Origin of the sequence: Aquiflexum balticum DSM 16537 (genome assembly GCF_900176595.1) — a bacterium.
GTDB lineage: Bacteria > Bacteroidota > Bacteroidia > Cytophagales > Cyclobacteriaceae > Aquiflexum > Aquiflexum balticum.
The window spans coordinates 2015128-2037180 of record NZ_LT838813.1; the positions used below are offsets into that span (position 1 = coordinate 2015128).

General features: G+C 39.6%; 23 protein-coding genes. 12 read left to right on the plus strand and 11 right to left on the minus strand.

Going from position 1 to position 22053, the window contains the following annotated elements; all coding sequences use genetic code 11:
* The first annotated feature begins 27 nt into the window (after positions 1-27).
* Positions 28-684 (plus strand): LolA family protein, encoded by a 657-nt coding sequence (locus B9A52_RS08620; protein ID WP_084119922.1) that lies wholly within the window; start codon positions 28-30, stop codon positions 682-684.
* Positions 685-743: 59 nt separating this feature from the next.
* Complete coding sequence (gene pyrF / locus B9A52_RS08625) at positions 744-1559, plus strand: orotidine-5'-phosphate decarboxylase (RefSeq protein WP_084119923.1); 816 nt, start codon at positions 744-746, stop codon at positions 1557-1559.
* Positions 1560-1587: 28 nt separating this feature from the next.
* Here pyrF and B9A52_RS08630 read toward each other — a convergent pair whose 3' ends face one another.
* Both B9A52_RS08630 and truA read right to left on the minus strand, forming a co-directional pair.
* On the minus strand, positions 1588-3375 hold the full coding sequence (locus B9A52_RS08630) for an ABC transporter ATP-binding protein (RefSeq protein ID WP_084119924.1): 1788 nt from the start codon (positions 3373-3375) through the stop codon (positions 1588-1590).
* 12 nt (positions 3376-3387) lie between these two features.
* Positions 3388-4140, minus strand: a complete 753-nt coding sequence (gene truA, locus B9A52_RS08635) for a tRNA pseudouridine(38-40) synthase TruA (protein ID WP_084119925.1) — start codon at positions 4138-4140, stop codon at positions 3388-3390.
* A gap of 105 nt (positions 4141-4245) precedes the next feature.
* Between truA and B9A52_RS08640 the strand changes: the two genes are divergently transcribed.
* Positions 4246-4725, plus strand: coding sequence for a DUF4293 domain-containing protein (locus tag B9A52_RS08640; protein WP_084119926.1), 480 nt, complete (start codon positions 4246-4248; stop codon positions 4723-4725).
* Positions 4722-5825 carry a trans-sulfuration enzyme family protein gene (locus tag B9A52_RS08645; protein ID WP_084119927.1) on the plus strand — a complete coding sequence of 368 codons (1104 nt, stop codon included), beginning with the start codon at positions 4722-4724 and terminating at the stop codon, positions 5823-5825. The genes B9A52_RS08640 and B9A52_RS08645 overlap by 4 nt, the downstream gene beginning before the upstream one ends.
* Before the next feature lie 173 nt (positions 5826-5998).
* Here B9A52_RS08645 and B9A52_RS08650 read toward each other — a convergent pair whose 3' ends face one another.
* The 9 genes from B9A52_RS08650 to B9A52_RS08695 all read right to left on the minus strand — a co-directional run bounded on the left by B9A52_RS08650 (position 5999) and on the right by B9A52_RS08695 (position 15162).
* Positions 5999-7537 (minus strand): YifB family Mg chelatase-like AAA ATPase, encoded by a 1539-nt coding sequence (locus tag B9A52_RS08650; protein WP_084119928.1) that lies wholly within the window; start codon positions 7535-7537, stop codon positions 5999-6001.
* 77 nt (positions 7538-7614) lie between these two features.
* Positions 7615-7980, minus strand: coding sequence for a hypothetical protein (locus B9A52_RS08655; protein ID WP_084119929.1), 366 nt, complete (start codon positions 7978-7980; stop codon positions 7615-7617).
* A 35-nt stretch (positions 7981-8015) separates the two neighbouring features.
* Positions 8016-9848 (minus strand): ABC transporter ATP-binding protein, encoded by a 1833-nt coding sequence (locus B9A52_RS08660; protein ID WP_084119930.1) that lies wholly within the window; start codon positions 9846-9848, stop codon positions 8016-8018.
* An 89-nt stretch (positions 9849-9937) separates the two neighbouring features.
* Positions 9938-11644 (minus strand): hypothetical protein, encoded by a 1707-nt coding sequence (locus tag B9A52_RS08665; protein WP_084119931.1) that lies wholly within the window; start codon positions 11642-11644, stop codon positions 9938-9940.
* A 230-nt stretch (positions 11645-11874) separates the two neighbouring features.
* On the minus strand, positions 11875-13119 hold the full coding sequence (locus B9A52_RS08675; protein ID WP_084119933.1) for a DUF4153 domain-containing protein: 1245 nt from the start codon (positions 13117-13119) through the stop codon (positions 11875-11877).
* 44 nt (positions 13120-13163) lie between these two features.
* Complete coding sequence (locus B9A52_RS08680; protein ID WP_084119934.1) at positions 13164-13487, minus strand: hypothetical protein; 324 nt, start codon at positions 13485-13487, stop codon at positions 13164-13166.
* Between the two features lie 72 nt (positions 13488-13559).
* The gene (locus tag B9A52_RS08685; protein WP_157370110.1) at positions 13560-13853 is read right to left on the minus strand and encodes a winged helix-turn-helix domain-containing protein; all 294 of its coding nucleotides are present in this window, start codon (positions 13851-13853) and stop codon (positions 13560-13562) included.
* Position 13854: 1 nt separating this feature from the next.
* Positions 13855-14469 carry a hypothetical protein gene (locus B9A52_RS08690; RefSeq protein WP_084119935.1) on the minus strand — a complete coding sequence of 205 codons (615 nt, stop codon included), beginning with the start codon at positions 14467-14469 and terminating at the stop codon, positions 13855-13857.
* Positions 14470-14544: 75 nt separating this feature from the next.
* Positions 14545-15162: a Uma2 family endonuclease gene (locus B9A52_RS08695; RefSeq protein ID WP_084119936.1), complete on the minus strand. Its 618-nt coding sequence runs from the start codon at positions 15160-15162 to the stop codon at positions 14545-14547.
* 156 nt (positions 15163-15318) lie between these two features.
* Here B9A52_RS08695 and B9A52_RS08700 point away from each other — a divergent pair, with 156 nt between their 5' ends.
* The 8 genes from B9A52_RS08700 (at position 15319) to B9A52_RS08735 (ending at position 22020) form a co-directional block, all read left to right on the plus strand.
* Positions 15319-15564: a type B 50S ribosomal protein L31 gene (locus B9A52_RS08700; protein ID WP_084119937.1), complete on the plus strand. Its 246-nt coding sequence runs from the start codon at positions 15319-15321 to the stop codon at positions 15562-15564.
* Between the two features lie 72 nt (positions 15565-15636).
* Positions 15637-16836, plus strand: a complete 1200-nt coding sequence (locus B9A52_RS08705) for a GlmU family protein (RefSeq protein ID WP_084119938.1) — start codon at positions 15637-15639, stop codon at positions 16834-16836.
* A 7-nt stretch (positions 16837-16843) separates the two neighbouring features.
* Positions 16844-17995 carry a DNA polymerase III subunit gene (locus B9A52_RS08710; protein ID WP_084119939.1) on the plus strand — a complete coding sequence of 384 codons (1152 nt, stop codon included), beginning with the start codon at positions 16844-16846 and terminating at the stop codon, positions 17993-17995.
* Positions 17992-18423 (plus strand): ATP-dependent zinc protease family protein, encoded by a 432-nt coding sequence (locus B9A52_RS08715; RefSeq protein ID WP_084119940.1) that lies wholly within the window; start codon positions 17992-17994, stop codon positions 18421-18423. Before B9A52_RS08710 ends, B9A52_RS08715 begins: the two co-directional genes overlap by 4 nt.
* Positions 18420-19352 (plus strand): 30S ribosomal protein S6--L-glutamate ligase, encoded by a 933-nt coding sequence (rimK, locus tag B9A52_RS08720; RefSeq protein ID WP_084119941.1) that lies wholly within the window; start codon positions 18420-18422, stop codon positions 19350-19352. Before B9A52_RS08715 ends, rimK begins: the two co-directional genes overlap by 4 nt.
* On the plus strand, positions 19324-20262 hold the full coding sequence (gene hemC, locus B9A52_RS08725) for a hydroxymethylbilane synthase (protein ID WP_084119942.1): 939 nt from the start codon (positions 19324-19326) through the stop codon (positions 20260-20262). Before rimK ends, hemC begins: the two co-directional genes overlap by 29 nt.
* Complete coding sequence (locus B9A52_RS08730) at positions 20259-21092, plus strand: peptidylprolyl isomerase (protein WP_084119943.1); 834 nt, start codon at positions 20259-20261, stop codon at positions 21090-21092. Before hemC ends, B9A52_RS08730 begins: the two co-directional genes overlap by 4 nt.
* The gene (locus B9A52_RS08735) at positions 21076-22020 is read left to right on the plus strand and encodes an SDR family oxidoreductase (RefSeq protein WP_084119944.1); all 945 of its coding nucleotides are present in this window, start codon (positions 21076-21078) and stop codon (positions 22018-22020) included. Before B9A52_RS08730 ends, B9A52_RS08735 begins: the two co-directional genes overlap by 17 nt.
* The last annotated feature ends 33 nt before the right edge of the window (positions 22021-22053 follow it).

Consider the following 22053-nt stretch of genomic DNA (forward strand, 5'->3'; position numbering starts at 1 on the left):
TAATTTCAAGGCGAAATTTCAATCATTATGAAAAATAAAATCACCCTCTTGGTATTCCTATTTATTGCTTTTGCATCGGTTTCGGTCTTTGCTCAAAAAGATCCCAAAGCTAAAACAATACTTGATGGAGTCAGTCAAAAATATAAATCCCTTAAAGGACTCCAAGCAAGTTTCGAATTCACATACGGGGAATCATCGGACATTGTGAGCAAATCCCAAAAAGGTGAAATTGCCATTAAAGGTGAGAAATACCATCTCAAACTCCCAGAACAGGAAATTTTCAACAACGGTAAAACCGTTTGGACTTATATTGAATCCGGAAACTACAAGGAAGTTACTATCAACAATGCAAGTGAAATGGAGGAGGAATTAACACCCTCTTCAGTTTATACCATATACCAGAAGGGATATGATTATTGGCTTATTGGGGAAAAAAATGAAAAAGGGGTGATCATTCAGGAAATTGAACTCGCTTCAAACAATTCAAATTCTCCTTTCAAAAGGGTTAAATTGTTCATTGACAAGAATAAAAAAGATTTGATTGGTTGGGAGATTTATGATGATCAGGGCGGAGTTTTTAAGTATAAGTTTAATTCCATCAATACAGAAGTGAATTTACCGGATGCGTATTTTACATTTAATCCGCAGGAATATGGAAAAGTGGAAATCATAGATCTCCGCTGATTTATTGAAAATAAAGGTCAGGAATTTTTTAATCCTTACTTTTGCTAAAATTTTCACCGATGAACAGAATAGACCTCTTTAAGAAAATTCAGGATAAAAAATCATTTTTATGTGTCGGGTTGGACACAGATCCTTCGAAAATCCCTTCTCATTTACTCAAAACTACTGATCCTGTTTTTGAATTCAACAAAGAGATCATTGATCAGACAGCCGAATTTGCAGTGGCTTACAAACCCAATATTGCATTTTATGAGGCGTTGGGTCCTAAGGGATGGGAAAGTCTTCAAAAGACTTTGGATTATATCCCAAAAGAAATTTTTACAATTGCTGATGCCAAAAGGGGAGACATAGGAAATACTTCAGGCTTGTATGCCAAAGCATTCTTTGAAACCATGGATTTTGATTCCATTACTGTGGCGCCTTATATGGGCGTGGACAGTGTCAAGCCATTTTTGGAATTTGAGAATAAATGGGTGATTCTTTTGGCCCTGACTTCCAATGAGGGAAGTGCGGATTTTCAACTTATATCATCACAATCCGGTAAGCCTCTTTTTCAGGAAGTTTTGGAAAAGAGCAGCAAGTGGGGAAATCCTGACAATATGATGTATGTGGTCGGTGCTACAAGAGGGGAGAAGATTGCAGAAGTCAGAAAAATTGTACCTGAGCATTTCTTTTTAGTTCCGGGAGTCGGAGCCCAAGGTGGAAGTCTCGAAGATGTTGCTCATTTTGGGATGAACAGCCATTGTGGTCTCTTGGTCAATTCCTCAAGAGGGATCATTTATGCCGGGAATGATAAGGATTTTGCAAAATTAGCAGGTTTGGAGGCCAAAAAACTACAACTGGAAATGGAAAAGCTCCTGTCTAAATATCTCTAAATCCAAATCTAAAATCTACCTTCCCTCACTACCCAAACCCTTCTCCAATCGCCATTGTTTTCAGTTGCATTTGATGGAGCTGTGCATAGAACCCGCCCAATTCAAGAAGGCTTTCATGGGTGCCCATTTCTTTGATTTCACCCTGATGCATTACAATTATTTTATGTGCTTTTTGAATGGTTGAAAGCCTGTGTGCAATCACTATCGAAGTTCTTCCTTTCATCATTTTGGAGATTGCTTTTTGGATCAACTCCTCAGTTTCTGTATCCACAGAAGAAGTGGCTTCGTCCAAAATAATTATTTCAGGATTATAGACCATGGCTCTCACAAAGGAAATCATCTGCCTTTGACCTACTGATAAAGTTGCGCCTCGCTCCATGACATTATAATCCAAACCGCCCGGAAGTTTTTCAATGAATTTTTTTGCACCTACCAATTTGGCAGCTTTCATAACCTCTTCTCTGCTGATGTTGGGATTTCCAAGTGTGATATTATAGAAAATGGTATCTGAAAAAAGGAATACATCCTGTAAAACCACACCGATATGTCTTCTCAAAGCCCCCAATTCAAACTCCCTTACATCTGTATCATCAATTTTTATCGTTCCCTTGTTGATTTCGTAAAACCTGTTGATCAGATTGATAATCGAGGATTTTCCTGCTCCTGTGGCTCCGACCAAAGCAACTGTTTCACCATGTTTGACTTCAAAGTTGATGTTTTTAAGTACCCAATCTTCATCTATATAGGCAAACCATACATTTTCAAGTTTGATGTTCCCTTTTAGCTTTTCAGGCTTGAGATGGCCTTCATTGGGAATTTGATCGTCGCTTTCGAGCAATTTAAAAATACGAGAGGAACTGACGACTCCCATTTGCAGGGTATTAAACCTATCAGCTATCATTCTTATTGGCCTAAAAAACAGTTGAAGGTACATGATGAATGAAATCAGGACACCTACTTGGATTTCCAAATCGAAGACACCCGTGGCACCATACCAAACTACCAATCCGATTCCTATAGCTTGGATAATTTCTGCTACCGGAAAATAGATGGAATAGTACAAAACTGATTTGATGTGTGCTTTTCTATGCTCCCGGTTGATTTCTTTGAATTTTTGATACTCCCGCTGTTCACGGTTGAAAATCTGCACGATATTCATTCCTGTGATATGTTCCTGAAGGAAAGAGTTGAGGTTGGAGACTGCATTTCTTACCTCATTGAATGCGACCTTTATTTTTTCTTTGAATACGTAAGTGGAAATGAGTAAAAGAGGAAGCGTACATAAGCTCACCAAAGTAAGTTTCCAATCCACATAAAACATTACAGCAAGAATTGTGACCAGTTGAAGGAGATCTCCAATTATAGCTGCAAGACCTTCGCTGAACACTTCTGCAAGTGTTTCTATATCGGAAATGCTACGGGTGACCAAGCGACCGATTGGAGTGTTGTCAAAAAACTTAAGACGCATTTTGAGCAGGTGTCTGTACAGTTTTATTCTGATATCCTTAATGATGACCTGTCCTATCCACCCGGACAAGTAGGTATGTGCAAATTGTACAGCTGCCTGTAACACCATCAAAAATATAAGTAGATAAATGATCCTTACAAGACCGTCTTTATCTCCAATGGCCACGTAATCATCGATGGCTACCTGAATAAAATATGGTCTTGTTGGAGCAAGTATAGCCAGCGAAATAGTCAGAAAGACTAAAAAGTAAAACTGAGTCTGATAAGGCTTCACAAACTGATATAGCTTTCTCAGTACTTGGGTGTCTATAATATCACCGCTTTTGATATTTTCTTTTTCCAGGCTCAAAAGTATATGTGTTTATATAAATAAATTTTCAGGATAGATGATTTTACTCAGATATAATCCATGAGGGGGAGCTGCTGATTTGGCTTGAGACCTATCTTTACTTTCTATTATCCTCACAAATTCCTCCATGCTTGTTTTTTCCATCCCCACAGAAATCAAAGTTCCAACAATCGCTCTGACCATACCACGTAAAAATCTGTTGGCAGTTATATGAAAGAGTAATTGATGCTCAAATTGTTCCCAATGTGCTGTCTTTATTTTACAATTAAAATGATTTACATCTGTATGGACTTTGCTGAAGCATTGAAAATCCTCAAATTTCAACAGAATTCCTGCGGCTTCGTTCATTTTCTCCACATTTGGTTTTTGGTATAGTGTCCAGGAATATTCTTGGTCGAATGGATTTTTTCTTAGACTGATCCTATAAACATAACTTCTCCAAATCGCATCAAAGCGTGTATGGGCTTCTTCTTTTACTTTTTTAAGAGAATATCCGGCAATATCTCTTGGGATCAGGGAATTGAGTTTTTTAAGAAAATCCATTTCATCCAATAATTCTTCTGAATCAAAATGGGCGTATTGCTGTAAAGCATGCACTCCGGTATCTGTTCTCCCACTGCCCATAATGGCCGTATTTTTTTTCAGAATAATGGAGATTGCTTTCTCCAGTTCTGCCTGAATGGTATTGGCATTTTTTTGAATTTGCCACCCATGGTAATGGGTACCTTTATATGAGAGTTCTAGAAAGTAACGGTAGTTTTCCATTTTGGTCGTACAAAGATACTATTCTGTATCAAATTCAAATGACCATTTATCCAATCCTTGCGATTCAACAAATAACCCTGTTACTTTGTCAAAACTTTAATTGAAATGATACAGAGAATCCAAACAGTCTTTTTGTTTTTGGTTGCAGTGTCCATGGTGTTGGTACTGATATTCCCGATTTGGCAACAAGTAAACCCAAGTCAGACCCAAATGGCAACGCTCACCGCCTGGAATCTCAACACCATAGATGTTGAATCAGGAGATGTGATAGAGTCCGAATTAAAAATCTTCATAGCCATTCTGGCTTTAGTCTCAATGGCCCTGGCATTGTTCAGTATTTTTCAATACAAAAACCGTACTAGACAGATGTTTTTGAATATGATGAATTCCTTGGCAATGGTGGTCAATATCGGCATTATTATCTGGACTTCACATTCGGCCAATGAATTGATCAATCCACAGGTGAATGGTGCATTTGTGCTGGGATTTTGGGCTATTTTTGCTGGAATGATTATGAATTTATTGGCGAACAGGTTTATTCGGAAAGACGAGATGTTGGTAAGATCAGTGGACAGAATAAGATGAAATTAGAAACAATTGCCATACATGCGGGTACCGTCATAGAAGATAAAAACAGGCCCGCGGTTCAACCCATCACCCTTTCTACAACTTTTGAACACGCTGAGGGTTCTCCGGTATATTCCAGAGCAAATAATCCCAACAGATTGGCCCTGGAGCAGGTTTTGGCAAAATTGGAGCATGGAGAAGCAGCAGCAGCCTTCTCTTCGGGTAATGCTGCCGGTATGGCGGTTTTTCAATCTCTGAATCCAGGAAGCCATATCATAGCCCCGGATGACATGTACCATGGATTGAGGAGTTTGCTTTTGAATGTATTCAAAGGTATACTTGAAGTGACTTTTGTGGATATGACCAATGTCAATAATATTGCAGATGCCATCAATTCAAAAACCGCACTGATCTGGGTAGAAACCCCATCCAACCCACTTTTACAGATCTCGGATATCAGGCGGATTTGTGAGATTGCAAATGAAAGGCATATCAAAGTGGCCTGTGACAATACTTTCGCAACTCCGGTTTTTCAGAATCCTTTATTGTTGGGTGCTGATTTTGTGATGCACAGTACCACCAAATATCTCGGTGGGCACAGTGACATCCTCGGAGGTGCTTTGATTACAAAATCCAAAGAAGGTTTATGGGAAAGGATAAAAATGGTTCAGCAAGTGGGGGGAGCAGTTCCTTCACCGTTTGATTGTTATATGCTGACCAGGAGTATCAAGACCCTTCCTTACCGTATGAAAGGGCATGCTGAACATGCCGGCATCATTGCGACCTTTCTTCAACAGCATACTAAAGTAGATAAAGTTTACTATCCGGGTTTGCTATCTCATCCCAATCACCTCACTGCCGCTGCTCAAATGTCCGGTTTTGGAGGAATGTTGTCCTTTGAGGTTTCTGGAACTGCCAAAGATGCTGACAGAGTCATTTCAAAATTAAATTTTTTCACACATGCCACAAGTCTGGGAGGTGTGGAAAGTCTGATCGAAAGAAGGGCTGCTGTGGAAGGGCCTGATACAAAAACACCCCAAAATTTATTAAGGGTATCAGTCGGTTTGGAACATTTAGACGATTTGTTGGAGGATCTTGAACAGGCACTAGATAAATAAAGGCTGTCCAAAAACAGCCTTTAAACTTTTATTAAGGGTAAGCTTAAAAAGGGTGACAAAAAAAGCAACTCGTTCGTATCATTCCGAAAGTAGGCAAAGATTTTCAAATATGAAAATATTGATAAAAATATTTGAGAGTTTAGGATTTTTTTGATCAAAGTTTTAAAAAAATATCACCCTGCCCAACCCTCTCTATCCAAACTTCTATATTGAATGGCTTCCGCAAGATGCTCCACTTTGATGCTATTGCTTTGGGACAAATCAGCAATGGTCCTGGAAACTTTCAGAATACGGTCATAAGCTCTGGCTGATAAGCCCAATCTTTCCATGGCAGTTTTTAAAAGGGCCTTTCCTGCTTCATTGATCTGACAGATTTCCTTCACCATATGGGAAGGCATCATGGCATTGCAAAAGACATCTGGATGGTTTTTGAACCTTTCAGTCTGAACTTCCCGCCCAATAATAACTTTTTCCCGGATAGATTTGCTTGATTCTGACTTTCTATTGGAAGTCATTTCTTCAAACTTAACTGGAGTCACTTCCACGTGCAAATCAATCCTGTCCAACAAAGGACCACTGATCTTATTCAGATATCGTTGCACTATTCCCGGTCCACAGACACATTCTTTTTCCGGATGGTTATAGTAACCACAAGGACAGGGATTCATACTGGCTATCAACATAAAATTCGCAGGATAGTCCACGGACACTTTTGCCCTTGAAATAGTTACTTTCCTTTCTTCCAAAGGTTGTCTCATCACTTCTAACACAGTTCTTTTGAATTCGGGTAATTCGTCGAGAAACAACACTCCGTTGTGGGAAAGGGAAATTTCTCCGGGCTGAGGATTACCTCCGCCGCCTACGAGTGCTACATCACTGATGGTATGGTGCGGAGATCTAAATGGCCTTTGAGCAATCAAAGAAGCGTTTTTGCCCAACTTTCCGGCTACTGAATGGATCTTGGTGGTCTCTAATGCCTCTTGCAAAGATAGTGGGGGCAAAATTGAGGGCAGACGCTTTGCCAGCATAGTTTTGCCAGCTCCGGGAGGGCCAATCATGATTACATTGTGACCGCCTGCAGCAGCGATTTCCATAGCTCTTTTGATGTTTTCCTGACCCTGAACATCAGCAAAATCAAATTCAAATTCCTTTAAGGAATTATAAAAAATATCCCTTGTATCGGTGACCAATGGCGGGATTTCCAATTCGCCTTCAAGAAAGCGGATGGCATCTTCCAGGGTTTGTACTCCAATAATATCAATATTGTTTACAATAGAAGCTTCTGAAGCATTTTCTTCAGGTAGTATAAAACCTTTGAATCCATTTTTTCTAGCCTCTATTGCAATCGGTAAACTCCCCTTAACAGGCCGCAGTTTGCCATCAAGTGACAATTCTCCCATGATGATGTAGTTTTCAAGTTCCGGGAAAAGAACCTGTTCAGATGCCTTAAGTATTCCAAGTGCTATAGGCAAATCATAGGAGGAGCCTTCTTTGCGGATATCCGCAGGTGCCAGGTTGATCACTACTTTTTGTCTAGGCATCCTGTAGCCATAATATTTGAGTGCTGATTCGACCCGTTGCTGACTTTCTTTTACTGCACTGTCGGGTAAGCCTACCATAAAAAAACTTGTTCCCTGTCCGACATTCACTTCTATAGTGATTAGCTTGGCATCGACACCTGATACCGCACTGCCAAAAGTTTTTGCGACCATATGCTAAAATTAGTTGTATGAAAAAAGGAAACCAAAACGGTTTCCTAAGTTAATAAATTTACCAAAATTATTTTGGCTTATTTAAAATTTTGTCTCGGTTTGATAACTGAGGGATCTCTATCATCTTCCACTTGGTCGATTTTCCTTTCGATATTTTGGAGTTTTATTCCCTGTTCCATATCGTAGAGTTTGGCTTTTAATTCTTTTTTCTCATTTTCCTTCAATGAAATTTCTCCTTCCAGATTATTTCTCACCATTTTACCTGTGCCCCAAGCGATAAGGAAAAGCACTGTCCCGACCAAAAGGAAAGAAACCACCGTTCCAGTATTCAATTCTTCAATTCCAAAAAGCTCTTTGAGATTGTTGAAAGCGAGAAAAAACACCAAACTGACAGCAAAAAAAAGTGCTACTGTTAGGTGCATGATTTTATTGATTTGTCTCATAGGTTTTTGCGTTAATATTTTTTTTGTCTAATATACTAAACAGACTGCATTGTGGAAAGTTTCTTGTAGAGTCCGTCTTCTTCTATCAGTTGCTGATGGGATCCCTGTTGTACAATCTGACCATTCTTGATTACGAGAATTTCATCAGCATGTTGTATTGTACTGAGCCTGTGGGCAATCACCAAAGTTGTCCTGTTGCTCATCAAATTGGTCAAAGCTTCCTGTACGAGCTTTTCAGATTGGGAATCCAATGCTGAAGTTGCCTCATCTAAAATCAGAATCGGAGGATTTTTCAAAACTGCTCGGGCAATACTTAATCTTTGGCGCTGCCCTCCGGATAGTTTGGAGCCTCTTTCACCGATAGAAGTATGGTATCCGTTCTCCAATTGGACGATAAATTCATGGGCGTTGGCTATTTTCGCAGCTTCGATGACCTGCTCTTCTAAAAATCCATCAACTCCAAAGGCAATATTATTGAAAACAGTATCATTGAATAATATGGACTCCTGCGTGACTATCCCCATTTGTTTCCTTAGACTTTCCAATTCAATTGTTTTCAATTCCCTCCCGTCAAGTTTTATAGTTCCTTCGGAAGGGTCATAAAATCTCGGCACCAAATCTGCCAAAGTTGATTTCCCTCCTCCTGAAGGACCTACCAAAGCAATTGTTTTACCTTTTTCCAATACGAAACTGATTTCTTTCAAAACATTCTCCTTCTCATAACTGAAAGAAACATTCTCAAAGACTATCGCTTCATTGAATCCTTCAATAATTGTGGGCTTAGGAATATTCTGAATGTCACTTTGGGTATCCACAACATTGAATATCCTTTCAGCTGAAGCTAAACCCCTCTGAATACTGCTGGCTGCCCGTGAGATCTCCTTGGCCGGATTCAATACCTGTGTGAAGATGATGATATAGGTGATAAAATCCGAAGCACTGAGGTCGGAAGTGTTGCTCAATACCAAACTGCCCCCATAAAGCAAGATACCTGCAACCACACTGACACCCAAAAATTGAGAAATCGGAGATGCCAACTCGTTTTTTCGGGCCATTGAAACATTGACATCAGAGTAATAATCTGTTTCTTCATCAAATTTTTTGGTGATGTATTTTTGGGCACCAAAGGCTTTGATGACACGCATTCCTCCTATTGTTTCGTCCAGTATATTGACAATTCTTCCCAATGATTCCTGGCTTTCCACAGCTTTCTTTTTCAACCTTCGGGTAATCCCGCCGATAATCGCTCCTGATACGGGAATGAGGATAATGGTGAAAAGTGTCAGCTTCACCGACATGAAAAATAATACAGCGAAATAAAGAATTATGGTGACCGGTTCTTTGAATACGACCCTTAGAGACTGAACTATGCTGTTTTCTACCTCTTGTATGTCATTGGTCATTTTTGACATCAGATCTCCTTTTCGCTCGTTTGAAAAAAATCCAAGGTGCATCCCGGTAACACGGATAAAAATATCCATCCTCATTTTTTTAATGATCTCAGCCCTGACTTTGGCAAGTACCACCCCTGATAAGTAAGTAAAAAGATTTGCCAGGAAAACGGAAATGACGATAATTATGCATACATATAAGAGGGTTCCGAATTTGCCGTATGTTTCAGATATCTTAAGAAAATAATGATTGAATAAATCCAGGAAATAAGCTATTGAAAATGAAAATTCAGGTTTGGTCAAATACCTGTTCATATCTCCTGGACCAACCTGTTCAAAAATGACATCAAACAGCGGCTTTAGAAGTGTAAAGTTCAGTAACCCGAAAATAATGGCTAATAAGGTATAAAGGATATAAACGGGGAAATATCGCCTGTATGGTTTTGCGTATGATAAGATCCTGAGATAGGTATTCATGAATTCATGTCAAATGGACTCGCAAGTTAAGGAATATTAGCTCAAATTGGTTCCCATTCTTGGTACTTGGCACTTTGTTCTTGGTACTGTCAAAAGTTAAAATCATTCCTCACCATGTTCATTCTTAAAGAGAACTGGGAAAACGATGTGGTTTCCGGTGCTGACAAATCCTGAGCAGTTCTTCTCCTGAAGCTTTGACTGAAATCAAGGAAAATATTCTGCCGCACCATGTAGCTAAGATTCAAATTTGCCATGACAACTCTGTTTTCTACACCCTGTCCAATGGTATTGTTGAATAAACCTATCCCAGTACCTGGATTGGTTCTGTTTTTCAATACATCTTTTCCAAAATTTATATCTTCAGTCGGATCATCTCCGAAAAACTGGTAAAAGCCTGTAAAAGTGGCAAACATTCGAGGTAGAAATCCGGGCTGGTATCTCATGATTCCGACTACTTCCCTGAAATTGGCACCCAGCGGGTGGGCCAATGGAGTCCTATAGTTGGAAAAGGATTGGAAAGGAAATTTTTCCTGATAGGTATAAGGTCTTGACTGATTGTATTCAAGCTGTATGTCGAGATTTCGGACCTTGAAAGCATCGATATACTTATATCCTGCCTGAATACTGTGTTTGTTTCTAATAGAATTCTTGCCGTCGATTCCAAAAAACTCCCCAAAGACAAATTCATCCAAGGCGAACTGACCGTAGAACTGCATGCCCGGGACAAAATTCCATTTCATGTCTGTACCGATCATTACTTTGTCAGGAGTTCCCAACTGATGTTCCACCCATCGGTAAAAAATAATGGGATTGAGGTAATTCCAATCAAATTCACTTTTCATCACCGCCTGATAAAGGCCTAAATTGAAGTTTTTCCCAATGTTGGTTCCTAATCTGTAGAGTGAAAACCACTTTTGGGGATACCTGGCATCAGTCGGCCTACCTTGACCGTCAAAGACAATATCAGCCGTTTGCTGTGCCCAAAGGTTGGTCAGTTGAAATCTCCAGATTTTAGTATTTACCTTAAAAAACATATAGGGATTAGAAAAATCTGAAAGAATCATTGACCGGTAGCCCTCACCGATAAAATTCCGGTCATGGCCTAATTGGGCTTCAATATGCCGGGTAAAGTTAAAGCTGATATGGCCCATAGCTGAAAAGTAGCTGTAACCTTCATCCTCATACCGTTTCCAGAATCCTTCTCCCGGAACAGCGCCGTTGCGTTCGGTATACTCTTTTACCCAAGAAGGAAAAATAGTCTGCGTGGTGGTGAAATAGGAGTAGAAGGCTACTTTTCTGTCAATGCTTCCCCTTAGTTCTACACCTCTCGAATTTCTGAACCGCATATTTTCTTGACCGGGCTCAAATCCTGCAGATAAATAAAGGACAGGATTCAGGTGGACATCAAAAACTTCATCCCGATAGTGCACAAAGTCCGATGGTTTCCTGTAGAGTTTTTTGAATATTGGTTTTTTGGAATCTGTTGTTTCACCACTGACAAATTCCCAATTGTCATTTCTGAGATATTCGAAATTAAACTGATCCGCAGAAGAAAAATGCGATAATGCATCTTCGGTGGGCAAATAGGCCAAAGAATCCAGGAAATTAGCCAGATGATCCCTTCTATAGGGTTTGAATCCGGTATCAAAGCTCTTGTTATTTCTGCCTTTTTGGATTTCATACCTTTCTACCATGTGGTAATAATCCCGATTAAAAGGGGCATAGGCACCTTGGCCATAAGTATGGTTGCCCATTAATACCCACAAGGAACAAATGAAAAGGAGTAGTTTTTTCATTGGGTGTTAAGCTCTAAAGCTGTAAAGCTAAAAAAAGTAAGGGAAAATGAAAGAAGGACTGAATCTCTAACCGCTGTTTAGTGATCGGCACAACGGTAAAAAAAGTGCTTTCGAAATTGAAATTTTGTTCAATTTTGGGAATTTGAGAAGATTCATAACTAATTTGATTTTTGTCAATCGTACTGTTTTTTCCTTGAAATATTTCAGATTTATAAATTCTAGAGTACAGATTATTGGAACCCAAAAATCAATGGGAAGGTAAACACGACTACAAATGCCCAAGCTAAATATATAGGAATATAGAGGACTATTGATTTGCCAACTTCTGATAATTCAGTTTTTTGGGTGACAGACTTTAACAGTTTCGTGATAACGATCAAGAGATGCGTAAACATCAAAATATTGGCGCCTAGAACAGCTATCCTATTAGGGGAAATCCCCCATTCCGAGATGCGATAGATTATTGCTGATAGTGCGATTAGATTCACCACTGAAGTGACAACAGCCAACAATAAAAGAACCCATGTGCCAAATTGATTTTTCTGCCTGTTCGCACTTTCGGCGACAGAAAAGAAAATCAATGCCATTACACCAATCAAGAGCAGATTGAAAATCAATAGAAATTCCCTGTCGTTGTAGGGATCTTTACCGGAAATTACAATGGCAGTAAGGTAAACGACAAGCATCACCAAAACCAAAGGGCTGAACAATTTGGCAATTACGGGGGAGACTTTGTTGACCAACTGAGGATTGGAGTGGGTAAGAAAAGCAGCAACAATCGGTACCATAGGTAGTCCAAAAATCACGATATTTTGAAAGAAAAAGACCTCAATCTTAAGACCAATCAACTCGAACAAACCCAAAGTAATCCCGGTCATCATCCCACCGGCAATCAGTAAAAGCCCTGACATAACCGCCAAATCCCCATTGAATCGGAGGAATTCAAGTCTTTTCAATAAATCTTGAGTTTCATTGCCCAAGAATGAAAATCCAAATATTCCCCAAAGCAATAGGGGTAAATGGATGCAGGCCAAAATCAATGTATTGCTTTCAGGATTGTTGGGCAGTAAATTGATGTATACTAAACTGAACAAAACAGCTCCTGAAATCAAGACTGTTTTGTTCAATGGTAGGTGATTCTTTTTTGCAAAGTATATTGCCAAAGCAGTGAATACAATGATGCTGGTATTCCTTGGAAAAAAGAATTCCTCATCAATGGAGAAGATAGCTGGAAATTTGACGCAAATTCCTGCAATGAGAGAGAGGAGGGCTATTAATCCCCATTCATTCTTTGTTCCCCAAGAGATGGAATCGGAATCATAGCTAAGCCTTTCGCGCCAGAATTCAGCCAATTTATTGTCTTTGAGCTCTGGATAAATCTGGTCAAATGATTTTTTAAAGTCAGATTTATTATTTCGATACAGAGTTTCCAGATATGCCGGATCTTCTATGTGGTTTAAGATTTCTTCATTCATTTTTTTACAATTTTAAGAAAAGAGGCTGTGTTTTTTTAGATTGGTCAATCCCAATGACCTGTAACTGCAAATGCCATCACCGCACTGATCCAAATCGCCACAAAGTATAGTATTGTGCTGAAAATAATGGCGATCAGTTTCCTATTCCCGGTGGGAAACCATTTGAAGCCCATCAGGTAAAAAAATGCTCCAGCTATACCACCACCTAATGGAATAATGGTAAGAGGGTAATACATCCAGGATTCAAAGATTTCTTCTTTGGTCAGGATGATGAACAGGAGGCAAGCCAAGGGAAGGCTGGCACCGAGGGCGGCAGGAAGAAGCAATTCTTTGATGGACAGTGGATGAGGTGAAGATGAAGGATTCATAGTTTTGTTTATTTTTGATTATTAGATTTAATTGAAAGTACTTTGTATTTCAAAGTAAATGGTTAAATTTTTTTAAGGTTTATTTTCGTTGATTAGATTTTCCAGAAACTCGAGGTGTAATTTGAAAGCCTCTTTGCCAGCATTTGTAGCCGAATAATTGGTCAATGGCTTTCTACCTTGAAATGATTTTTCTACCATGATATATTCTGAATTTTCAAGATTTTTTAAGTGAGAAGCAAGGTTACCATCCGTCACTTCCAACAGTTCCTTGAATGAATTGAAATCAAACTGCTCATTGACCATCAGAATAGACATGATCCGCAGCCGGATGACATTTTCAAAAGCTTTGTCGTAATTCCCCTTCACGTTATCTGTCGTATTTATAATACATCATCGATCCATAAATCACATGCAACACGCCAAATCCCAGAGCCCAAGTGATCAATCCGTAACCTGGAAAGAATGCTGAAATAATTCCAAGAATCAGTTGGCCATATCCCAAATACTTGATGTCACCAAGGGTAAATTGGGAGGCATTGACCAAAGCTAAACCGTAGAAAATCAATGTTGCGGGTGCTACGACAATCAGATAACTTCTAAGAACCAAGGCCAAACAAAAAATACCTCCGACCAATACCGGAATGAACAGGGCCTGTAAGAATCGCTTTCCTGCTGGATTCCAAAGCTTGGTGGAGATGCGTTTACTTTTCTTTTGACTAAGAAGGTATGCACTGCCTATAGACAGCGATAAAATGATCAAAGCCAATACAATGAGTTTGGGGAAAACAACGGTATCATCAATTAAGATGGTGCGAAATCCATATGGTGGATTTGGGAAATAGATCCAATAATAGGCGAGGGAGGCACCTAGAAGGGCATAGATTCCGGCCAATACTCCGGACAGCCCGCTCAATGACAGAAAGCGGGTACTCCGCTCCATCATGGATTTGATTTCGGCTAATTCTTTTTCAGCATTTTTCATTTTAAAAGTACTTTGAAATACAAAGTAAATGAAATTTTGAAATATTAATGCTATTGAAAAAAAAATTAACAAAAATTAAATCTCATCCAACCCCTCAAACAATTCATCCAAATCCAGAACAAACCCTTCTATACATCTTGATGCCACATGATCGCCTAAAGTAAAAAGTTTGGAAGAAATATACTTTCCATCAGTCAGCGTATAAACCAACAGTGTTTTTTCGTAAGGATGGATTATCCAATATTCCTTGACACCGCTTTCTTCATACACCTCATATTTATTTTGAAGCTCTTTTTTGTTGTTACTTGGGGAGAGAATTTCCATAATCAGGTCAGGGGCTCCCACACAGCCCAATTCATCCAACTTTTCCAGGTCACAGATTACACAGATATCAGGCTGTACAACAGTTCGGATATCCTCATGTTTTTTGGATTTGACAGGAAGGCGGACATCGAAGGGGGCAATATAGGCTTTGCACTTTTTACCCTTCAAATGTTCACTTAACTGTGAACCAATCTTCAAAACCAATTCTTGATGGATTCTCCTTGGTGCGGCAGCAGCCTGCTTGAATACTTTTCCTTTGATCAGCTCGACCATATGGTCTATATCCCAAGTCAAGTAATCGGCATAAGAATAATGCCCATAACCGGAATAGGGTTCTTTGACCAGGTTTCTTTCTTCCTCATTTTCCATAGGTCTAATTTAATAAAAAGGAATTATAACTCATTTTAAAAGTAGGTCAATGTATATTCATCCAAATAATTAATCCATTCAATTTGGATACATTTCAAAAAAGAAATAACTTTGTGCCTCATTTCAAAAAAGCGATCTAAGATAAATAGCAATACAATGAAAAAAGACATTCATCCAAAATACAGAGACGTCGTATTCTTCGATACCTCAAGTGATTACAAATTCATCACCAAGTCTACTATCGAAACCAGTGAGACTATTGAGTGGGAAGACGGAAAGCAATATCCGGTTTACAAGATAGAAGTAAGCTCTAATTCACATCCATTCTACACAGGTAAGAAGATGTTGTTGGATACTGCAGGTAGGGTAGAGAAATTCAACAAGAGATACGCTAAAAAATAATTTCATCTGTTTTAGGAACAGGTATAGGTCTCCAGGAAGTTGTTTTCCGGGAGACTTTTTTATTTTTGTGTTATGGACAATTTGATTTTATTTGATGACCCTGCAATCAGGGGCTCACTTTTGCCTTTTACTTTTACACGCCCTGTGGCAGATATCAGGGTAGGGATATTGAAGATTTCAGAAAAATGGGAGAAATATGCAGGTATGAAGGCTGGCTTCCATACCCAGGATTACCTGTCTGAGAAGTTCCCCAAAAACGATTCTCCGGCTTTGATGATCAACGGAGCTGTTTGTCCGGACCAAGGACTTTGGAATCAAATAACCCTGTTAAAAACAGATCAATCCCTTTGGTCTCAAAACATGCTGATTGCTTGCTATTCTAAGCAACCCTCACTTTTCCAAGTTGAGCAAGCAAAAAAACAGCAGGCTGTCCAATATGAATCAGCCTTTATTTCCGTCCAAAAGACCTGGAATATTTTTCAGCACAATTCCGCAGAAATTCAAAAAGATTTTGAACTGATCACTTCCGGGCGAATCTCCAATGAAATTTCTGACCCACACTCTGTAGTTTATAATCCTTCAAAGGTTTTTATCGAAGAAGGTGTCAAAATAAAAGCTGCGGTGCTCAATGCTGAGGGAGGGCCCATATATCTTGGTAAACATTCAGAAGTTCAGGAAGGGGCATTGATCAGAGGGCCATTTGCTTTGTGCGAAGGCTCGACAGTAAACATGGGTGCCAAGCTCAGGGGAGACACAACGGTAGGGCCTTTTTCAAAAGTGGGTGGAGAAATCTCTAACTCTGTGATTTTTGGTTTTAGCAATAAAGGGCATGATGGATTTTTGGGCAATGCTGTCATCGGTGAATGGTGTAATCTTGGTGCAGATACCAACACCTCCAATCTCAAAAACAATTATGCCCCTGTCAAAGTATGGGATTATACCCGAGGGGGTTTTTCCAATACCGGATTGCAGTTTTGTGGACTGATGATGGGAGACCATTCCAAATGTGGGATCAATACCATGTTCAATACAGGAACCGTTGTTGGAGTAGGTGCCAATGTTTTCGGAGATGGATTTCCCAGAAACTTTATTCCTTCATTTTCATGGGGTGGGGCATCGGGTTTCAGTACTTTTCAGGTGAGAAAATTTGAAGAAGTGGCCATCGCTGTTATGAAACGCAGGGGAAAAGTCTATGACCAAACCGAAAAAGAAATTATCCAAAAGGTTTTCGAATTGACGAGACATTACCGTATTTGGGACAAAGAAGTATAAAAGATTTATGTTGTTTTCATCCATACCGGGACTGGGAGAAGTCAAGGAAAAAATCATACAGGCTGTCAAGACCAATCATTTGGCGCATGCCTTATTGTTTCATGGTCCTGAGGGCTCACCCAATCTTAGGATGGCACTGGCATTGGCGACTTATCTGCATTGTCAAAACCCTGGAGAAGAAGATTCCTGTGGTCATTGTCCATCTTGCCAGAAAATGGCCAAGCTGGTGCATCCGGATATGAATTTCGCCTTTCCAATGCCGGGTGAATCCAAGGAAGAAGAAAATCCAAACAAGGAAAAGAAAGTTGATTTTATGGCTTCTTTTAGAAATTTTGCCATAAATATTCCTTACGCAAATATTTCGGACTGGATTTATCATAACGGTTTTGAAAAAAAACAACTCAATATTTCCAAAGGTGCAGCCAGACAAATCATCAAAACCCTTTCCTTGAAGTCTTTTGAAGGAGGATTTAAGATCATGCTGATTTGGGCACCTGAATTTATGCATTCAACCTCAGCCAATTCACTTTTGAAGGTTTTGGAAGAACCGCCTGAGAAAACTGTTTTTTTGTTGGTCACCTCCCATCCTGAACAATTGTTGACCACAATATTGTCCCGTACCCAAAAAATTATGGTGAGGGCATTTTCGGATGAAGAAGTGATGTCACATTTAGTGTCTGATGGATTGTGTTCAAGGGAAGCGGCTGTTCAGATTGCCCCCTTGGCTGATGGAAACATGCGTGAAGCATACAGGATGGTGGATCAGGTTGAAGATGAAAACACCGTTCTTATCAGGGATTGGTTTAGGTCTTGTTATTCGCTTGATGTGAATTTGATGTTTGAGTTTGTTGAAAAATTCAGCAGCAAAGACAAGGAAGCCCAGAAATCGATTTTGTTGAGTGGTATCAATGTGGTCAGGGAAGTGATGCTGGACAAATCAAAAGTGGCTGAACTGATGAGAAGTGTGGAAGCAGATAGGGATTTTATACATAAATTGGGGATCCATGTTATGGACGAGGGTAAATTAAGTAAAGTATATGAATTGCTTAATGAGGCCTACTATCACTTGGAAAGAAATGCCAACCAAAAGATACTTTTCGGAGATCTTTCCTTCCAGATTTCAAAAACAATGAGGTCAAAAGAAACAGTTTCTGCATGAAGAAATTAATTGGAAGAAGAGAGAAAATCACTTTGCCAGAATGGAATCTGAAAAATGTGACCGGCAAAATCGATACAGGAGCTTATACATCTTCCATCCATTGTGAGTACGTAGAAGAAAAGGAAGAAGGCGGGAAAAAGGTGTTGTTTTTTAAGGTTTTGGAGCCTTCAGATAAAAAGTATAATGGGAAAATTCTCAGGTCAGAAAATTATTCCCAAAAAAAAGTCAAGAATTCTTTTGGGCATGCCGAGATCAGGTATAAAGTAACTACAAAAGTCATTATGTTTGGTGTCGAATTCGATGCAGAGTTTACATTGACTGACAGGTCCAAAATGAGGAATCCCATTCTTCTTGGAAGAAAGATATTGATAGGGAGGTTTATAGTAGATGTGCAAGAGGTTAACTTATCAAAAAAATCATTGAAATGAAGATTGCGATTTTATCGAGGAACTCCCATCTGTATTCAACAAGGAGATTAATTGAAGCCATTAGAGCAGCTGGACATGAAGCTTTGGTGGTTGACCACTCTCTTTGTGACCTGATTATTGAACAGGAAGGTCCCTCCATTATATATAAGGGAGAAAAACTTGTGGGAGTTGATGCGATTATTCCCAGAATCGGGGCTTCGGTCACTTTTTACGGGACAGCTGTTGTTCGTCAATTTGAACTGATGGGTGCTTTTTCGGCTGTTGAATCCCAGGCAATTGTAAGAAGTCGGGATAAATTGAGAAGTCTTCAGATTCTTTCCAAAGCAGGTTTGGGCATGCCAAAAACAGCTTTTACCAACTTTTCCAAAGGAGGTGAAAAAGCATTGATCGAACGGGTGGGAGGAGCGCCATTGATTATCAAGCTGTTGGAAGGGACCCAGGGTTTAGGGGTGGTATTGGCCGAAACAAAAAAAGCGGGACAATCCGTAATTGAAGCTTTCCATGGGCTTAAAGCCAGAATTATAGTTCAGGAATTTATTAAAGAAGCCAAAGGAGCTGATATCCGTGCATTTGTGGTCAATGGCAAAGTAGTTGGTGCGATGAAACGTCAGGGAGCAGAAGGGGAATTTCGTTCCAACCTTCACAGAGGAGGGGTAGCCACTGTCATAAAACTTTCTAAAGCGGAAAAAATTGCAGCCCTTGGGGCTGCAAAAGCCCTTGGACTGGCCATTGCCGGTGTTGATCTGTTACAATCTGAAAGAGGTCCATTGATTTTGGAAGTAAACAGTTCTCCGGGGCTTGAAGGTATTGAAAAGGCAACCAGGATAAATATAGCCGGGGAAATAGTAAAATATATTGAGGAGTCAGTTCAGAAGAAAATCAATAAAAGGAACATTAAAAATGAACAAACCCATCCGGATAGGCACTAGAGGTAGCAAACTGGCCCTTTGGCAAGCTTACCATGTTGCTGACTTGCTCAAGGTCAAAGGTTTGGCAAGTGAAATTGTTATTATTGAGACCAAAGGAGATAAGATTCTAGATGTTTCCATCGCAAAAATCGGAAGCAAGGGAGTTTTTACCGAGGAATTGGAAATGCAGCTCTCATCGGGAGAAATTGACATTGCGGTCCATAGTGCCAAAGACATGCAATCCAGGTTACCGGACGGATTTGAAATCATCGCTTTCACTGAAAGGGAGGAAGTCAATGATATCATTCTAAGTCACAAAGAAGGGATTGATTACAAAAATGCTGATCAGTCTTTGGTATTGGGAACTTCTTCAACAAGGAGAGTCGCCACATTGAAGCATTTTTATCCACATATCCAAACGGTAGAGATCAGGGGCAACCTGCAGACCAGGATTGCCAAAATGGAATCTGGAGTCTGCGATGCACTTTTGTTGGCCTATGCCGGAGCGCATCGAATGGGGTATGATGATTTGATCAGGTTTAAACTTTCACTGGACGAATTTACCCCTGCGGTAGGCCAGGGAAGTGTGGCCCTGGAATCCTCTTCCAATTTGGATCCGGTTGTAAAAAACCAAATCATTGAAGCATGCCATCACCGGGAAACGGGATATAGGTTACTTGCTGAAAGGGCTTTTTTACGGGTTTTGGAGGGAGGCTGTAGCATCCCTGTCTTTGCTTTGGCTGATTTGGAAAAGGATATTTTACACTTAAAAGGCGGGATTGTCAGCCTTGACGGTCGGAAAAGAATAGTTCAAAAAGTATCAGGCAGCGCCATTCAGGCAGAAGAGTTAGGCAAGAAATTGGCAGACCTTGTCTTAAGTGATGGGGGAGAAGAAATTTTGAAGGAAATAAAAAAATTATTAAAAAAATGAAAAGACTAAATCTAGTTTCTTTAACCATTTTTGGGATGTTGTTTTTTTCATGCAAATCAGAAAAAGACCATCTCATCAAGATTCAAACACGTCACGGTGATATGTACGCCATATTGTTTGATGAAACACCAAAACATAAGCAAAATTTCATCGATTTAGCTGAAACGGGAAGATTTGATTCTACCGAATTTCACAGGATCATTCCGGAATTCATGATTCAGGGCGGAGATGTATTTGGAAAAGAAATGCTGCCTAAAGAAGAATGGTACACAATTCCATCCGAAATAATTCCAGGATTGATTCACAGTAAAGGTATGATTGCAGCCGCAAGACAGGGGGATAATGTTAATCCAGAAAGAAATTCCAGCGGTACACAGTTTTATATTGTCCAAGGCAAGGTATATTCAAGAGAGGAATTGGTGACAGATATGAAACTGTTGTCGGAGACATTTTTCAAGTACATCCAGCTGAGCAGCAACATTGAATTGAAAGAAACATACAGTAGGTTATATGAAATGCAGGAGTTTGATTCGCTCACTCAAATATTATTGGGGGAGAAGCAAAATCTGGAATCATTTTATGGAATCAATCTTGAAAAATCTATGACCAGTGAACAAATTGAAGTTTACACAACTGTAGGTGGTGCCCCTCATTTGGATAATGAATACACTGTCTTCGGTCAAGTGGTCAAGGGATTGGAAGTGATCGATAAAATAGCCAATGAGAAAACCGGGAGAGGTGATAAGCCATTGGAACCGGTTTTAATGAAAGTAACCGTTGAAGAACTTTCCAAAGCAAAAATCTCCAAAGAATATGGCCATTCTTACTGAAAAGAACTCAACCTTAAAGGTGCTTATCACTGGAGCCAACGGCCTCTTAGGCCAAAAATTAATGGAGCAATTGACATCTGATTCCAAAGTCGAAGTGATTGGAACGGGTAAAGGGAAAGCAAGACTTTCTGGGTTAGGAAAGAAAAATTTTCAATGGAAAGAGATGGATGTTACCGACAGAACCCAGATTCTTGAGGTATTTGCTGAAATCAAACCCGATGCTGTTATCCATACAGCCGCAATGACCCAAGTGGATGATTGCGAAAAAGACCAAGACCAATGCCGTAAGGCAAATGTTGATGCAGTATTGAATTTGATAGAGGCTTGTCGGATTTTTGATTCGCATTTGGTTCATCTATCCACGGATTTCATTTTTGATGGCGAGGCTGGCCCTTACAGTGAAGAAGCCCAACCAAATCCCATCAATTATTATGGTTGGACTAAGCTGGAAGCAGAGAACCTTATCAAGGAATCGGGAATCAGGTGGACAATAGTCCGAACAGTTTTGGTATATGGGATTGCCAATGACATGAGCAGATCGAATATTATTCTATGGGTAAAAAAATCTTTGGAAGAGGGTAAGACTATCAAAGTTGTAAACGATCAATGGCGGACTCCGACTTTAGCCGAGGATTTGGCTGCGGGTTGTATCCTGGTTGTGAAAAAAGGAGAATTGGGAATTTTTAATATTTCAGGGAAGGATTTTTTGACACCCTTTGATATGGCAATTCAGACTGCGGATTATTTTGGTCTGGATAAGTCATTGATTACAGAAGTGGATTCAACTCTTTTTACTCAACCTGCAAAAAGGCCTCCTAAGACTGGATTTGTTATTGATAAGGCAGAAAAGGTTCTCGGATATAATCCCAAAAGTTTTACGGAAGGAATTGCTATTTTATCAAAACAACTTAAATTAGCCGATTCTTAAAAATTAAATTTTTGTTTAAAATTAACAAAACGA

Excerpts from the sequence above, each read along its gene's own strand:
- B9A52_RS08620 (WP_084119922.1), top strand. The coding sequence starts at position 28 with ATGAAAAATAAAATCACCCTCTTGGTATTCCTATTTATTGCTTTTGCA.
- pyrF (WP_084119923.1), top strand. The coding sequence starts at position 744 with ATGAACAGAATAGACCTCTTTAAGAAAATTCAGGATAAAAAATCATTT.
- truA (WP_084119925.1), bottom strand. The coding sequence starts at position 4,140 with ATGGAAAACTACCGTTACTTTCTAGAACTCTCATATAAAGGTACCCAT.
- B9A52_RS08640 (WP_084119926.1), top strand. The coding sequence starts at position 4,246 with ATGATACAGAGAATCCAAACAGTCTTTTTGTTTTTGGTTGCAGTGTCC.
- B9A52_RS08645 (WP_084119927.1), top strand. The coding sequence starts at position 4,722 with ATGAAATTAGAAACAATTGCCATACATGCGGGTACCGTCATAGAAGAT.
- B9A52_RS08650 (WP_084119928.1), bottom strand. The coding sequence starts at position 7,537 with ATGGTCGCAAAAACTTTTGGCAGTGCGGTATCAGGTGTCGATGCCAAG.
- B9A52_RS08655 (WP_084119929.1), bottom strand. The coding sequence starts at position 7,980 with ATGAGACAAATCAATAAAATCATGCACCTAACAGTAGCACTTTTTTTT.
- B9A52_RS08660 (WP_084119930.1), bottom strand. The coding sequence starts at position 9,848 with ATGAATACCTATCTCAGGATCTTATCATACGCAAAACCATACAGGCGA.
- B9A52_RS08665 (WP_084119931.1), bottom strand. The coding sequence starts at position 11,644 with ATGAAAAAACTACTCCTTTTCATTTGTTCCTTGTGGGTATTAATGGGC.
- B9A52_RS08675 (WP_084119933.1), bottom strand. The coding sequence starts at position 13,119 with ATGAATGAAGAAATCTTAAACCACATAGAAGATCCGGCATATCTGGAA.
- B9A52_RS08680 (WP_084119934.1), bottom strand. The coding sequence starts at position 13,487 with ATGAATCCTTCATCTTCACCTCATCCACTGTCCATCAAAGAATTGCTT.
- B9A52_RS08690 (WP_084119935.1), bottom strand. The coding sequence starts at position 14,469 with ATGAAAAATGCTGAAAAAGAATTAGCCGAAATCAAATCCATGATGGAG.
- B9A52_RS08695 (WP_084119936.1), bottom strand. The coding sequence starts at position 15,162 with ATGGAAAATGAGGAAGAAAGAAACCTGGTCAAAGAACCCTATTCCGGT.
- B9A52_RS08700 (WP_084119937.1), top strand. The coding sequence starts at position 15,319 with ATGAAAAAAGACATTCATCCAAAATACAGAGACGTCGTATTCTTCGAT.
- B9A52_RS08705 (WP_084119938.1), top strand. The coding sequence starts at position 15,637 with ATGGACAATTTGATTTTATTTGATGACCCTGCAATCAGGGGCTCACTT.
- B9A52_RS08710 (WP_084119939.1), top strand. The coding sequence starts at position 16,844 with ATGTTGTTTTCATCCATACCGGGACTGGGAGAAGTCAAGGAAAAAATC.
- B9A52_RS08715 (WP_084119940.1), top strand. The coding sequence starts at position 17,992 with ATGAAGAAATTAATTGGAAGAAGAGAGAAAATCACTTTGCCAGAATGG.
- rimK (WP_084119941.1), top strand. The coding sequence starts at position 18,420 with ATGAAGATTGCGATTTTATCGAGGAACTCCCATCTGTATTCAACAAGG.
- hemC (WP_084119942.1), top strand. The coding sequence starts at position 19,324 with ATGAACAAACCCATCCGGATAGGCACTAGAGGTAGCAAACTGGCCCTT.
- B9A52_RS08730 (WP_084119943.1), top strand. The coding sequence starts at position 20,259 with ATGAAAAGACTAAATCTAGTTTCTTTAACCATTTTTGGGATGTTGTTT.
- B9A52_RS08735 (WP_084119944.1), top strand. The coding sequence starts at position 21,076 with ATGGCCATTCTTACTGAAAAGAACTCAACCTTAAAGGTGCTTATCACT.